Origin of the sequence: Burkholderia sp. HAN2018 (assembly GCF_024704855.1) — a bacterium.
GTDB classification, from domain to species: domain Bacteria; phylum Pseudomonadota; class Gammaproteobacteria; order Burkholderiales; family Burkholderiaceae; genus Burkholderia; species Burkholderia cepacia.
In genome coordinates, this window is sequence record NZ_QOBB01000197.1 from 1 (window position 1) to 13,336 (window position 13,336).

14 protein-coding genes are annotated in these 13,336 nt (G+C 68.2%); 9 read left to right on the top strand and 5 right to left on the bottom strand.

Annotated elements, in window-relative coordinates; genetic code table 11:
• The 7 genes from DPV74_RS32190 to DPV74_RS32220 form a co-directional block, all read left to right on the top strand.
• The coding region (locus tag DPV74_RS32190) for a GNAT family N-acetyltransferase (protein WP_162923194.1) at window positions 1-515 on the top strand (515 nt) is incomplete at its 5' end.
• A 32-nt stretch (window positions 516-547) separates the two neighbouring features.
• A complete protein-coding gene (locus DPV74_RS32195; RefSeq protein ID WP_119338654.1) occupies window positions 548-1,903 on the top strand; it encodes a lysine N(6)-hydroxylase/L-ornithine N(5)-oxygenase family protein in 1,356 nt (451 codons plus the stop codon).
• Between the two features lie 22 nt (window positions 1,904-1,925).
• Window positions 1,926-4,178, top strand: a complete 2,253-nt coding sequence (locus DPV74_RS32200) for a TonB-dependent siderophore receptor (RefSeq protein ID WP_119338655.1) — start codon at window positions 1,926-1,928, stop codon at window positions 4,176-4,178.
• A 63-nt stretch (window positions 4,179-4,241) separates the two neighbouring features.
• On the top strand, window positions 4,242-5,081 hold the full coding sequence (locus DPV74_RS32205; RefSeq protein ID WP_119338656.1) for a formyltransferase family protein: 840 nt from the start codon (window positions 4,242-4,244) through the stop codon (window positions 5,079-5,081).
• Window positions 5,081-6,097, top strand: a complete 1,017-nt coding sequence (locus tag DPV74_RS32210; RefSeq protein ID WP_027787437.1) for a GNAT family N-acetyltransferase — start codon at window positions 5,081-5,083, stop codon at window positions 6,095-6,097. Before DPV74_RS32205 ends, DPV74_RS32210 begins: the two co-directional genes overlap by 1 nt.
• Before the next feature lie 250 nt (window positions 6,098-6,347).
• Window positions 6,348-6,608 carry a type II toxin-antitoxin system VapB family antitoxin gene (gene vapB, locus DPV74_RS32215; RefSeq protein WP_060196597.1) on the top strand — a complete coding sequence of 87 codons (261 nt, stop codon included), beginning with the start codon at window positions 6,348-6,350 and terminating at the stop codon, window positions 6,606-6,608.
• The gene (locus tag DPV74_RS32220; RefSeq protein ID WP_027787436.1) at window positions 6,605-7,021 is read left to right on the top strand and encodes a PIN domain-containing protein; all 417 of its coding nucleotides are present in this window, start codon (window positions 6,605-6,607) and stop codon (window positions 7,019-7,021) included. Before vapB ends, DPV74_RS32220 begins: the two co-directional genes overlap by 4 nt.
• A 54-nt stretch (window positions 7,022-7,075) precedes the next feature.
• Here DPV74_RS32220 and DPV74_RS32225 read toward each other — a convergent pair whose 3' ends face one another.
• Together DPV74_RS32225 and DPV74_RS32230 are read right to left on the bottom strand one after the other, a co-directional pair.
• Window positions 7,076-7,981, bottom strand: a complete 906-nt coding sequence (locus DPV74_RS32225) for a nucleotidyl transferase AbiEii/AbiGii toxin family protein (protein WP_119338657.1) — start codon at window positions 7,979-7,981, stop codon at window positions 7,076-7,078.
• A complete protein-coding gene (locus tag DPV74_RS32230) occupies window positions 7,950-9,023 on the bottom strand; it encodes a type IV toxin-antitoxin system AbiEi family antitoxin (RefSeq protein WP_119338658.1) in 1,074 nt (357 codons plus the stop codon). Before DPV74_RS32230 ends, DPV74_RS32225 begins: the two co-directional genes overlap by 32 nt.
• Before the next feature lie 341 nt (window positions 9,024-9,364).
• Between DPV74_RS32230 and DPV74_RS32235 the strand changes: the two genes are divergently transcribed.
• Window positions 9,365-10,528 (top strand): M20 aminoacylase family protein, encoded by a 1,164-nt coding sequence (locus DPV74_RS32235; protein ID WP_059700208.1) that lies wholly within the window; start codon window positions 9,365-9,367, stop codon window positions 10,526-10,528.
• Window positions 10,529-10,681: 153 nt separating this feature from the next.
• A complete protein-coding gene (gene bamE / locus DPV74_RS32240; RefSeq protein ID WP_027787432.1) occupies window positions 10,682-11,221 on the top strand; it encodes an outer membrane protein assembly factor BamE in 540 nt (179 codons plus the stop codon).
• Between the two features lie 27 nt (window positions 11,222-11,248).
• Here the strand turns inward: bamE and DPV74_RS32245 are convergent, their stop codons facing one another.
• The 3 genes from DPV74_RS32245 to DPV74_RS32255 all read right to left on the bottom strand — a co-directional run.
• Window positions 11,249-12,553 (bottom strand): cobyrinate a,c-diamide synthase, encoded by a 1,305-nt coding sequence (locus tag DPV74_RS32245; protein ID WP_119338659.1) that lies wholly within the window; start codon window positions 12,551-12,553, stop codon window positions 11,249-11,251.
• A 2-nt stretch (window positions 12,554-12,555) separates the two neighbouring features.
• The gene (cobO, locus tag DPV74_RS32250; protein ID WP_021160089.1) at window positions 12,556-13,158 is read right to left on the bottom strand and encodes a cob(I)yrinic acid a,c-diamide adenosyltransferase; all 603 of its coding nucleotides are present in this window, start codon (window positions 13,156-13,158) and stop codon (window positions 12,556-12,558) included.
• A 37-nt stretch (window positions 13,159-13,195) separates the two neighbouring features.
• On the bottom strand, window positions 13,196-13,336 hold a 141-nt coding region (locus DPV74_RS32255), incomplete at its 5' end, for a cobalamin biosynthesis protein (protein WP_049033238.1).

The following is a 13,336-nucleotide window of genomic DNA, read 5'->3' on the forward strand; positions in this document are numbered from 1 at the left end:
CGCTGCGCGGCTGGCAGCCGGCCGAGGATGCCCAACGCGTCGCGCGCTGGTTCGACGAGCCGCGCGTGCGCGACGGCTGGCCGGTCACGCAGCCTGGCGTGGACGGCGGGCAGGGTGCGGCGCCGGATGCCGATCCGCACGTCACGCCGCTCGTCGGCTGCTTCGACGGCGAACCGTTCGCGTATTTCGAGGCGTTCTGGCTGAAGGAAGACGCGCTCGCGCCGCACGTCGCTGCGCGCGACTACGACCGCGGGTTGCGGATGCTGGTCGGCGAATCGCGCTGGCGCGGCCCGCATTGCGTGGCGGGCTGGCTGCCGTCCGTCGTTCATTACCTGTTTCTCGACGACCCGCGTACCGAAGCGGTCGGCTGTGCCGTTCCGGCCGGCCACGCGCGGGTTGCCGACCATCTCGCGCGGCATGGCTTCGCGCGGCAGCGCCGTCTCGCGCTGGCCGACGCGCAGCCGCTGTGGATGCGCACGCTGCGCGAGACGTTCTTCTCCGGCCGTCACGTCTGACGGGCCGGATTCACCGACAAGGGAGCTGAGACATGCAGAGAGAAACCGTATTCGACCTGATCGGCGTCGGCTTCGGGCCGTCGAATCTGGCGCTGGCCGTGCGCCTCGCGGAGCGCGGCGGGCTCGCCCATTGCTTCGTCGAGCGCCAGCCTGAATTCGGCTGGCATCGCGGGATGCTGCTCGACGACTGCCGGATGCAGATCTCGTTTCTGAAGGATCTCGTCACGATGCGCGATCCGAAAAGCCGCTACACGTTCATCAACTACCTGTTCGAACGCGGCCGGCTGAACGAATTCGTCAACCTGAAGAACTTCTACCCGACCCGCGTCGAATTCCACGACTACCTGAGCTGGGTGGCCGACGCGTTCGACGATCGCGTCCATTACAGCGAGACCGTGCTGGGCATCGAGCCCGTGCGCGGCGACGGCGCGCGGATCGACGCGCTGCGCGTGTTGTCGCGCGACGCCACCGGCCACGAGCGCCAGCGCGTCACGCGCGCGCTGTCGGTCGGCGTCGGCGGGACGCCGGCGATCCCGGACGCGTTCGCCGCGCTCGGCCGCGACCGCGTGATCCACTCGTCGTCCTACCTGACCGACATCGACCGGCTCGTCGCGTCGCCGGACGGCGAGCGCCGCCGCGTCGCGGTGATCGGCGCGGGGCAGAGCGCGGCCGAGGTGTTCATCGATCTCGCGCGCCGCTTCCCGCATGTCGACGCGAGCCTCGTGATGCGCGCGGGCGCGCTCAAGCCGGCCGACGACAGCCCGTTCGTCAACGAGATCTTCAGCCCCGAATTCACCGATGTCGTCTATGCGCAGCCGCATGACGCGCGCCGCGCGCTGCTCGAGCGCTATCGCGACACGAACTACGCGGTGGTCGACCGGCCGCTGATCGAACAGATCTACGAAATGCTGTACCTGCAGCGCATCGACGGCACGCCGCGTCATGCGCTGCTCGCGAACAGCGCGATCGAGGGCGCGGCGCGCACCGCCGACGGCCGCATCGAGCTGACGTTGCGCGACCGGATGAGCGGCGCGACGCGCGTCGAGCGCTTCGACGCGCTCGTGCTCGCGACCGGCTACCGCCGCGACACCCATTCGGCGCTGCTCGAAGGGCTCGCGCCGCACCTGGGCGATGCGCTCGAGCGTGGCGACGTGACGCGCGACTACCTGCTCGCGACGCCCGCGCACTTCGCGCCGCGCATCTACCTGCAAGGCTGCTGCGAAGACAGCCACGGTTTGTCCGACACGCTGCTGTCGGTGCTGGCACGCCGCGCGGACGAAATCTGCGCGTCGCTCGAAGACGGGATCGCGCCCGCCCATGACGAAGGCGCGGCCAAGGCAAGACAAGAAAACGGGGTGAGCGCGGGCCGGATGGCTTTCGCTCTTTGACAAAGGCGCGGTCGGAGACCGCATGAAAAAAGTGGAGCAGAGAAAGATGGAGTGGGCAACAGGCACGCGTTTGCGTGCGATCGCAGCCGCGGCAAGCGTGGCGTTCGGTGCGGCGGCGGGGCAGGCATATGCCCAGACGGCGCCGGCCGTGAACGCAGGCGCCGCGGCGTCGGCCAGCAGTGCGCAGGGCGGTGCGGCGGCGAGTGCGTCGACCGGTACGCTGCCGACGATCAACGTCAACGCGGCCTCGGAAGGGGACGGCACGGTCGGGCTCGTCGCGAAGCGCAGCCGGACCGGCACGAAGACCGATACACCGATCAACGAGATCCCGCAGACGATCAACGTCGTCACCGCGCAGCAGATCGAGATGACCGGCGCGACCGACGTGAACGCGGCACTGCGCTACGTGCCGGGTTTCTCGTCGTACGGCTCGGACAACCGTTCCGACTGGTACGCGGCACTGCGCGGCTTCACGCCGACCGCCTACGTGAACGGGCTGCAGGTGCCGAACACGATCAACCTCGCGAGCTGGCGCGTCGATCCGTACATGATCGACAGCATCACCGTGCTGCGCGGGCCGACCTCGGTGCTGTACGGCGCGGGCGACCCCGGCGCGATCATCGACGTGCAGACCAAGCTCGCCGACGGCGAGCGCGTGCGCGAGGCCGGCGTACAGATCGGCAACTACGCGCGCAAGCAGTTCATGATCGACGTGGGCGACAAGCTCGACCCGGACGGCAAGTACGCGTACCGGTTCGTCGGCGTCGCGCGCGACGGCAATGCGTTGACCGGCCCGAACAACGACCAGCGCGTCGCGCTCGCGCCGTCGTTCCGCTGGCGCCCGAACGCGGATACGTCGCTGACGCTGTCCGCGACGTACCTGCAGGACTGGGGCGACATCTCGTCGAACTTCGTCCCGGCGGTGGGCACGGTGCTGCCGAACCCGAGCGGGCAAATCGACAAGGACGTCTACGAAGGCGACCCGAACTTCAACTACTACCGCAAGAAGCAGTGGTCGGTCGGCTACCAGTTCGAGCAGAACCTGACTTCGGCGTGGAAGTTCCGGCAGAACGTCCGCCTGATGCACCTGTCGCTCGACAACGGCTCGGTGTTCGGCAACGGCTTCGTCGACGGCAGCACGACCGACGTGTCGCGCTGGGCCGGCGTGTTCCAGATGAACTACAGCCGTTTCGACATCGACAACAACGTCGAGGGCCGCTTCGCGACGGGCCCGCTCCAGCACACGCTGCTGCTCGGCTTCCAGTACAACCGCCAGACCGCGACCGACAGCGAATGGCTCGCCGCCGCGTCGCCGCTGAACATCTACAACCCGGTCTACACGCCGGTCACGCTGTCGGTGTTCTCGAATCCGGACACCACGATCCGTACGAACACGTACACGACGATGAACACGTTCGGCCTGTACGCGCAGGATCAGATCAAGTGGAACCGCTGGACGCTGACGCTCGGCGGCCGCGAGGACTGGGTCAACATGCGGATGGACGACCGCGCGGGCGGCACGTCGACGAAGGCGGACGTGACGGCGTTCACCGGCCGCGTCGGCCTCACGTACCAGGGCGACTACGGGCTGTCGCCGTACGTCAGCTACGCGACGTCGTTCAACCCGCTGATCGGCGTGAACCTGCTCGGCGGCGGGCTGCCCCAGCCGACGCGCGGCAAGCAGATCGAGGCCGGCCTGCGCTGGCAGCCGCCCGGCAAGAACCTGATGCTGAACGCGGCGATCTACCAGATCAACCAGACCAACGTGCTCACGCCGGCGCTGCCGGATCAGGACCCTACCGGCACGAAGTCGGTGCAGACCGGTGAAGTGCGTTCGCGCGGGATCGAGCTGAGCGCGACCGGCAAGGTCACGCGGAACCTGTCGCTGATCGCGTCGTACGTGTACCAGGACGTGAAGAACGTGAAGGCGAACGATGTGTCGCTGAACAACTGGCCGGTCGATATTCCGCGTCCGCGCCAGATGGCGTCGCTGTGGGCCGACTGGACGTGGCACACGGGGCCGCTGTCGGGCCTGGGCCTTGGCGGCGGCGTTCGCTACCAGAGCGCGTCGGCCGGTGCGGCCGACAACTCGCTGACGGTGTCGAGCGTCACGCTGTTCGACGCGGGCGTGCATTACGACACGCGTAACTGGCGCTTTGCCGTGAACGGGACGAACCTGTTCAACCGCCACTACATCAGCGGTTGCCAGTCGATGAACGTCTGCGTGTTCGGCACCGACCGCACGGTGATCGCGACCGCGAAATACAACTGGTGACGATGCGTGCCGCGGCCCGCCGGCCGGCCGCGGCGCCTTCGTCCGCTTTTCCACGACGCATCCATGCCGAAGAAAAATCTCGTCTACATCCAGTCGCTGCGCAACGGCGCAGCCGATCGCGCCGGCCAGCCGGTCGCTTATCAGGGCGGCACGCGCTACATGAAGGCGCCGCTCGAATTCCTCGTCGAGCGCTTGAACGACTCGCCGCTCGGCGAGCGCTACACGCTCAAGGGCGTGATCGTCGACGACGACGACGGTTCGCCGACCGACCGCGCGAAGGTGGCCGACTACGGTTTCGCCCGCACGCCGGGCCGCCCGTGGATCCTGCCGGAAGGGTTGACGGTGCAGGGCCGGCCGGTCGACGAACTGTTCTGCACGATTGCGTCGACATACCGTCGGCTGCCGCGCGACGCACGCGAGCGTGCGGCCGGCAAACAGGCGTTCGAGCGCCGCCTGCTCGAGCGCCTGCTCGAACTCGAAGCCGATGTCGTCGTGCTCGACGGACTGCTCGTGATCCTCGACGAGCTCGTGCGGCCCGGCGCGCGCTTTCACCGGCGCATTGCCAACATCCACCCGGGCATCACCGCCGACGGTTCGCCGTACCAGCGACGCGGCGCATGGGCGACGCTCGACGCGCTGCACGGCGCGCGCGGCGAACGGGTCGACTGGGCGAGCGGCGCGACGTCGTCCGTCGAGCCCGTGATGATGACGGGCGCGTCGTTCCACTACGTCGACAACGGCATCGATTCCGGCGAGGTGATCTGCGACGTGCTCGACACGCCGATCGCACCGGACGACACGATTCTCGAACTGCGCTGGAACAACTTCCAGCGCAGCCTGTTTCCGGCGCTCGAGCGGGGGCTGCACGTTCTCGCCGATCGCCACGACGCGGGAGCACTGTGATGCAAGACACGCTGACGAAACCGGCCGGCGCCGCCGACGCCGTCGAAGGTGAAGTGGCCGCGGCGCTCGACGGCGCCGCGCACGGGCCGGCGATGACGGTCGCCGAGCGCTCGCTCGACGCGTGGCGGCCCGACGATTCGCCGGAGGCACTGCTCGCGGCGTTCGTCGCGCTCTTCAACACCGACACGCGATACGACGCGGCGACGATCACGGTGCCGCTCGGCGGCGCCGATGCGGCGGCTGTTGCGTCGTATGTGGCGCGCGCGGTGCGCGAGGGCGTGATCGACGGCGCGCAGGCCGAGGGCGACACGCTGCGGTTCACCGTATCGCGCACGACCTTCTGGCAGAACCCGCGACCGTGGCTGAAGGCGCCCGCGTCGGGCGGGATGCCGCTGCGCCATGCGATCACGAACGGGCACCGGCACCCGGTGCGTCCGCCGTCGCCGGCCGGCGAGATCTATGCACGCCATATGCCGCAGGTCGGGATGACGTTCAGCCTGCGCACCGTCGACATCGACGCGCATGCGGACCTGTTCAGCGGCTGGATGAACCTCGATCGCGTCGCGCATTTCTGGGACCAGCGCGGCACGCGCGACGAGCATGCGGCGTATCTTGCCGAGCGGCTCGCCGATCCGCACATGCACCCGATGATCGGCTATTTCGACGACACGCCGTTCGGCTATTTCGAGTTCTACTGGGCGAAGGAGGATCGTCTCGCGCCGTTCTACGATGCGCACGACTACGATCGCGGGCTGCACCTGCTGATCGGCGATTCGCGGTTCCAGAGCGCCGGCAAGCTGCATGCATGGTGGAGCGGGGTGCTGCACTACATGTTCGTCGACGAACCGCGCACGCAGCGGCTCGTCGGCGAGCCGCGCGTCGATCACGTGCGGCACATCGCGTACATGCACCGGCTCGGGTTCTACACGCTGAAGGAGTTCGACTTCCCGCACAAGCGCGCGGCGCTCACCGTGATCGAGCGAGACACATTCTTCGACACTTTCCGGTTGCCGTGACGGCGCGGGTGCGCAGCGTCGGTGCGACGTTGCGCGCGGTGCGGTGCCGCACCGGCATCGGCCGTTCGGGATATGGACTGCGTGGCCTGCGTCGTGAAGAATGGATCGCTCTCCTCATCGACGACAGGCCGGCAACATGACAAAAACACCCGTGGCAGCGTGGGGCGCGACGTCCGATTTGCGTCCTCTCAATTTGACATATGCTGGCATATGTCTAGAATGGGCGCATCGTACTCCCATGGAGTGGCTCATGCGCACCGTTTCCATTTTCAAGAACGCCCGTAACCAGGCAATCCGCATCCCGAAGGACATGGAGTTCGAGGGGGTGACGGAACTCGAGATCCGCCGCGAGGGCGACACACTGATGCTGCGGCCGGTGCGGCCCACGTGGCTCTCGTTCGCGAGCGAACCGCTGGCCGACGCCGATTTCCTCGTCGAACGCCCGGCCGTGATCGAGTCCGGCCGCTTCGACCTTTCCGGCGGCGCCGCGCCGACGGAGTCCGGCCAGTGACCACGCTCTACATGCTCGATACGAACATCTGTTCGTTCATCATGCGCGAGCGGCCGCCGGTAGTGCTGTCGCGGCTGCAATCGTGCGTCAATGCGCAGCACCGGATCGTCGTGTCGGCCATCACTTATGCCGAAATGCGGTTCGGCGCAGTCGGCAGGAAAGCGTCGCCGAAGCATGCGGAACTCGTGACGGCCTTTGTCTCGCGGCTCGATGGCGTGCTGTCGTGGGATACGGCGGCCGTCGATGCGACGGCCGCGATTCGTGCCGATCTCGCCGCGCGTGGCACGCCGATCGGTGCGAACGATGCGTCGATCGCCGGGCATGCGATCGCGGCCGGTGCGGTGCTCGTCACGAACAACGGCCGGGAGTTCGGCCGGGTGGCCGGGTTGTCGCTCGAAGACTGGGCGGCCTGAGCGCGGCAGTGCGAAAGCGGGATGGCGTCGCGGCTTCACATCCACAGCGTCGTGTCATGCGTGCGGTGCGGTTGAATCCGCGAGAAAGGCGTCGCGGAATGCGTCGAGATACCGGTTGGCGTCATCGCTGAATTCACCCGGCAACAGCGCGAACGCACGTGCCAGCAGATCCTGGCCGAGCGTGGCATAGGTCGCTTCGTCGGACAACAGCACGCGGATCGCGTCGCGCGTGTGCGGCGAGGCAATCCGTTTCGCGTCTCGCGCGAGCAGCGCGGCGGCGGCAAGGCCGGGCTGGAACGCATGCAGCTCCAGCAGGTCGGGGGCGGCGTCCCAGATGCGCTCGCGATTGCCTGCATCGTGAAAATTCCGCAGCAGGAACAGCAGGTCGTACGCATCGCTGTTCTGGCGTGCCCGCCGGTCCTTCCAGGCGAGCAGCTTCAGCAGCGCGAGCGCCGGCAGGCTGGCCACCGGCACGACGGTGCGCGCGTCGATCGACACCGGCTGCGCGGTGTCCACCGCTTCCTGGAAACCGAGCACGTTCAGCACGAATTCGCCGCCCGGTGGCCACGCGATCGCGCCCGGCGGCGTTTCGAGCGGCCCGAACGGCACGAGATCGAGTTCGGTGCGAAAACCGTGCGTGCCGCTGTCGAACAGCAGTTTCTGCTGTTGTTTCGGTGCGCGCGTGAATTGCCCGGTCGCAACGAGCGTATCGACGAGCTGCGCGTGAAACGGCCAGCTCACCACGCACACCGCGACGTCGACGTCCCGTGTCGCACGCACCGGCCGGATGCCGTGGACGTGCCACATCAGGATGTCGCGCGCGGTTGCGCCGGCGACGACGAAGGCCGCATCGACGCGCGCGCAGGCACGGCTCACTGCTTGCAAGAGTGCGACCGCCGCCGGGTCGAGCGGCCGGCGCGCGTCGACTTCAAGCGGGCGGATGGGCGAGGTATCGGTCATGGATCCGTTCGGCGGCGGCAAGGTTGCGGCTGTCCCCGGACGAGACGAGATCCGCATAGATCAGGAGCGGCGGTACGAGCGGCATGCGCGGCTCGTGCCAATCGAGCGCGGGCGAGTGCGGCCAGAATGCTTCGACGATTTCGACGTCGCCGTGGTCGTCCGGGCGCAGGCGGGCCTGGAGCAGCAGGCGGTTCGATGCCGCGCCGTGCGTATAGACGGTGATCCCGGCCGGCTTCAGATCGTGCGTCAGCAGGTCGGCCGCCGGTTCGCCGCCGAGCCGCGCATCGAACGACGCGAAATCGAAATCGCGCCACCAGTCGGGCGCGAGGCTGGCATAACGACGGCTCGGCAGTTTCGCGCGCAGGCGGCTCGGGTACAGCGCAACCCATTCGTGCACGAAGCGCGGCCAGTCGGGTATCAGGCGCTCGCCATTGCGGCGCTGCCCGACGAGGCCGCGCGCGATCAGGTCGTCCATCGCGAGGTTGACCGTGCCGAGCGCGACACCCGATGCGGCCGCAATCGCCCGATACGGCTGCGCGACGAGGCCCGGCTGTGTCGCGACCGCGAACATCACGGCCAGCCCCTTCGGCGTCGTCGCGCGCGATGCCTGCCGGCGCGGCGTGCGTGCGGGTTTCGGCCGGCCCGCGATCATCACGGTCGCTTCCGGCTGGATCAGGCATGCGTTGCCCGCGGTGTCGAGAAACGGGATGCCCTGGTCGGTCAGGTCGGCGGCCAGTTCGGCCGAAAGATAGGGGGCGATCAGCATCAGCGGCCGCTCGCCGGGTGTCGCGGTCGCGCCGCCGCGGCGGCGCAGTGCCGCGAGTGCGCCCGGCAGCGATTCGACGCGAAGGCTCACGGCGGCCGGCATCTCGAATACGTGCCCGGCAACGTCGAAGCGGATCATCGCGTCGGCTTGCCCGGCATACGCGGCCGGCACGCGCACGGGCCGCGCGCCGAAGCGCCGGGTCGCGCGTTCGAACGCGGCACAGGCTTCGTCGAGCACGTGCTGTTCCGACATAGGAAGGGGGGCGTTCTCGGGCATCGGAGGCGATTGCTTGTTCACTTGTTCGTCAGTGTACACAAAAAATGTACATGCGTCAAAAAATGAACAATTGCCTGTAACGCGTTGATGTGTCGGCATTATTCCGGATGCTTGAACGGTCATCGTCGAATCCTGGCGCTAGTCAAATCGCTGTCAAGCCCACAGTCTCACGCGCCCGAACCGTGTGCGGCAGTCACCCGGATGGCCGGTTAACTCATATCGTGCGCGGTACCAGAAACGGCAACCATCGGTTGCTACCGCGACGACTTTTCGTCTGTCCGGTTGCCGGCGAACCGACTATCCTTGCCTGCACATTCCCCGCAGAAACAGGAGACGACACCGTGACGCACAGCGTGATTCCCGCAGGCCTCGCCGATGAAATGATCGAGATCCGGCACCGCATCCATGCCCACCCCGAGCTCGGCTTCGAGGAATTCGCGACGAGCGATCTCGTCGCCGAGCAACTGCAGTCGTGGGGCTACACGGTGCATCGCGGGCTGGGCGGCACGGGCGTCGTCGCGCAGCTGAAGGTCGGCAACGGCACGCAGCGCCTCGGCCTGCGCGCCGACATGGATGCGTTGCCGATCCACGAGGCCACGGGCCTGCCGTACGAGAGCAAGATCGCCGGCAAGATGCACGCATGCGGTCACGACGGCCACACGGCGATGCTGCTCGCCGCCGCGAAGCATCTTGCGCGCGAGCGCCGCTTCTCGGGCACGCTGAACCTGATTTTCCAGCCGGCGGAAGAAGGGCTCGGCGGCGCGAAGAAGATGCTCGACGAAGGGTTGTTCGAGCTGTTCCCGTGCGACGCGATCTTCGCGATGCACAACATGCCGGGGTTCCCCACGGGCAAATTCGGCTTCCTGCCGGGGCCGTTCATGGCGTCGTCCGATACCGTCGTCATCGACGTGCAGGGCCGCGGCGGCCACGGCGCGGTGCCGCACAAGGCGGTCGATTCGGTGGTCGTGTGCGCGCAGATCGTCATTGCGCTGCAGACGATCGTGTCGCGCAACGTGTCGCCGCTCGACATGGCGATCGTCACGGTCGGCGCGATCCACGCGGGCGAGGCGCCGAACGTGATTCCCGACCGCGCGCAGATGCGCCTGTCGGTGCGCGCGCTGAAGCCGGAGGTGCGCGACCTGCTCGAGACGCGCATCAAGGAAGTCGTGCATGCGCAGGCCGCCGTGTTCGGCGCGACCGCGACGATCGACTACCAGCGCCGCTACCCGGTGCTCGTCAACGACACGGATATGACCGCGTTCGCGCGCGGCGTCGCGCGCGAGTGGGTGGGCGAAGCGAACCTGATCGACGGGATGGTGCCGCTCACCGGCAGCGAGGATTTCGCGTTCCTGCTCGAGAAGCGGCCGGGCTGCTACCTGATCATCGGCAACGGCGACGGAGAGGGCGGCTGCATGGTGCACAACCCCGGCTACGACTTCAACGACGCGGCACTGCCTACCGGCGCATCGTATTGGGTCAAGCTGACCGAGGCGTTCCTGGTGTGATGCGGCGGCGCGGCGGCGTGCGAGCTGCCGCGCCTGCAAAACCGGTCGCGGCGGCCGTGACCGCATTTGACGCTCCTTGACATCGACGGAACAGGTCGCGTGCTACGCTGCGCGCGACGCCGGACCGGCGCGATGAATACAGGTGTAGATGAAATGCGAAAACAGTTTCTGACCGTGCTGACCGCCTGTGCGGTCGCCATGCTGGCAGCCGGGTGCGACGACCAGAAAGTGGCTGACGCGGTGAATGCGATCAAGCCCGATCCGATGGCGTTCGGCAATCTGCAGCCGGGCGTGTCGACGACCGAGGACGTGCTCCGCCAGGCGGGCAAGCCGGAAATGGTCAGGCAGGGCGACGACGGCTCGCAGCGGTTCGAATATCCGCGCGGCCCGTACGGCACGAGCACCTACATGCTCGATTTCGGGCCCGACGGCCGGCTCGTGTCGATCACGCAGGCGCTGACGGCGGCGAACATCGCGAAGGTCGTGCCCGGGATGTCGAAGGACGACGTGCGCCAACTGCTCGGCAAGCCGACCGAGATCGCGCAATACGCGCTGAGCCACGAAGAGGTGTGGAGCTGGCACTGGGCCGAGGGCGGCGTATCGGGCGACGCAATGTTCAACGCGCATTTCTCGCCCGACGGCACCGTAATCCGCACTTCGCGCTCGGAAGCGCCGGGCCGCGAAAAACCCTGACATCGCGGCGCCTCGCCGTTTTTTCGGTCAGAACGCCGTGCCGCCGAACAGCGCCACGACCGCCTCCGGATTCGACGGCCAGTACAGGTGCATGTACGTCGCGACGATCGCGCCGTGGCGATAGACGGCTTCGCCGCTGCCCGGCTTGCCGTCGGGGCGCGCCGCGTTCGCGACCGGTTCCAGCGGCGTCGCGAGCGTCGAATAATGAAACGTATGGCCGCGCATCGGCCCGGTACGCATATCGAGCTGCTGCATGCCGAGCGCCGCGAACCGGCGCTGCATCGTCGCCCGACCCGGCAACAGCCCGAGCATCGACGTCGTGACACCGTCGACGTCGGTCAGCGATTCACACAGATACACCATCCCCCCGCATTCCGCGACGATCGGCCGGCGAGCCGCCGCATGCGCGCGAAGGGTCCGTGCGGTGGCGTCATTCGCCGCGAGCGTCGCCGCATGCAGTTCCGGATAGCCGCCCGGCAGGAACAGCGCGTCGCAATCGTCCGGCACGGGTTCGTCGGCGAGCGGCGAGAAGAACCGCAACCGCGCGCCGAGCGCCTCGAGCAGCGCGAGATTCGCCGGATAGATGAACGAAAACGCCGCGTCGCGCGCAATCGCGATCCGCTTGCCGGCGAGCGCACGCGGCAGCGGCGCCGCGGCGTCCGGTTCGGCGAACGCGACGGCGGGCGGCAATTCGGCGAGCGCCGTCTGCGCGAGCACGTCGGCCGCGCGGTCGAGCCGTGCGTCGAGATCGTCGATGTCGGCCGGCTGATGCAGGCCGAGATGCCGCTCCGGCAGCGCGATGCCCGCGTCAGCCGGCACGTGCCCGAGCCAGCGCAGGTCGTCGGGCAGCGCCTGTTGCAGCAGTTCCGCGTGCCGGGCCGAGCCGACGCGGTTCGCGAGCACGCCGTGAAACGGCAGCCCCGGCCGGAACCGGGCGAGCCCGAACGCGATCGCCGCGAACGTCTGCGCCATCGCCTTCGCGGAAATCACCGCGACGACCGGCACGCCGAACGCAGCCGCGAGGTCGGCACTGCTCGGCGTGCCGTCGAACAGCCCCATCACGCCTTCGATCAGGATCAGGTCGGCATCGCGTGCGGCATCGGCAAGCAACGCGCGGCAACCGGCCTCGCCGACCATCCCGAGATCGAGCGCATGCACGGGGGCGCCGCTCGCACGTTCGAGCAGCATCGGATCGAGAAAGTCGGGCCCGGTCTTGAACACGCGCACGCGGCGGCCGAGCCGGCGGTGCAGCCGCGCGAGGCCGGCCGTCACCGACGTCTTGCCCTGGCCCGACGCGGGCGCACTGACGAACAGCGCGGGGCAGGCGGGCATGCTCAGAACTCCACGCCGCGCTGCGCCTTCACGCCTTGCTCCTTGTACGGATGCTTGACGAGCCGCATCTCGGTGACGAGGTCGGCCGCGTCGATCAGCGCGTCGGGCGCATGCCGCCCGGTCACGACGACGTGGACCGAATCGGGGCGCGCGGCAAGCGTCGCGAGCACTTCGTCGAGCGGCAGGTATTCGTACTTCAGCACCGTGTTCAACTCGTCGAGGATCACCATCCGGTAGTCGCCGCTTTCGATCATCCGGCGCGCCTCGTCCCAGCCCTTGCGCGCGGTCGCGATGTCGGCGTCGCGGTTCTGCGTGTTCCACGTGTAGCCGTCGCCCATCGTCACGAAATCGCACTCGGCAACCGCGCCGAGGAAGTCGCGCTCGGATGTGTGCAGCGCGCCCTTGATGAACTGCACGACACCGAGCCGCATGCCGTGGCCGAGCACGCGCACGGCCATGCCGAACGCGGCCGTGCTCTTGCCCTTGCCGTTGCCGGTGTTGACGATCAGCAGGCCCTTTTCGTTGACGGCGGCGGCCTGCTTCTTCTCGTGGCCCGCGCGGCGGCGTTCGGTCATCCGTTGATGGGATTCGGCGTCGGTTTTCATCGGATTCGTCCTGTCGAAAGAAAGCGAAACAAAGGGTTCAGAGCGGGCCGGCGAGTGCGACCGTCACGCCGTCCCGGATGGATTTGGGGCCCAGCAGCCGGCCGTGCGGCGCCGCGAGCTGCGCGCACGGCTCGGCCACGCCCGCGACGCCGAAGCGGGCGAGCGCGGCATCCGACGG

What these genes read in the sequence shown, in the direction of transcription:
- DPV74_RS32195 (WP_119338654.1), top strand. Translation starts at nt 548, where the DNA reads ATGCAGAGAGAAACCGTATTCGACCTGATCGGCGTCGGCTTCGGGCCG.
- DPV74_RS32200 (WP_119338655.1), top strand. Translation starts at nt 1,926, where the DNA reads ATGAAAAAAGTGGAGCAGAGAAAGATGGAGTGGGCAACAGGCACGCGT.
- DPV74_RS32205 (WP_119338656.1), top strand. Translation starts at nt 4,242, where the DNA reads ATGCCGAAGAAAAATCTCGTCTACATCCAGTCGCTGCGCAACGGCGCA.
- DPV74_RS32210 (WP_027787437.1), top strand. Translation starts at nt 5,081, where the DNA reads ATGCAAGACACGCTGACGAAACCGGCCGGCGCCGCCGACGCCGTCGAA.
- vapB (WP_060196597.1), top strand. Translation starts at nt 6,348, where the DNA reads ATGCGCACCGTTTCCATTTTCAAGAACGCCCGTAACCAGGCAATCCGC.
- DPV74_RS32225 (WP_119338657.1), bottom strand. Translation starts at nt 7,981, where the DNA reads ATGACCGATACCTCGCCCATCCGCCCGCTTGAAGTCGACGCGCGCCGG.
- DPV74_RS32230 (WP_119338658.1), bottom strand. Translation starts at nt 9,023, where the DNA reads ATGCCCGAGAACGCCCCCCTTCCTATGTCGGAACAGCACGTGCTCGAC.
- bamE (WP_027787432.1), top strand. Translation starts at nt 10,682, where the DNA reads ATGCGAAAACAGTTTCTGACCGTGCTGACCGCCTGTGCGGTCGCCATG.
- DPV74_RS32245 (WP_119338659.1), bottom strand. Translation starts at nt 12,553, where the DNA reads ATGCCCGCCTGCCCCGCGCTGTTCGTCAGTGCGCCCGCGTCGGGCCAG.
- cobO (WP_021160089.1), bottom strand. Translation starts at nt 13,158, where the DNA reads ATGAAAACCGACGCCGAATCCCATCAACGGATGACCGAACGCCGCCGC.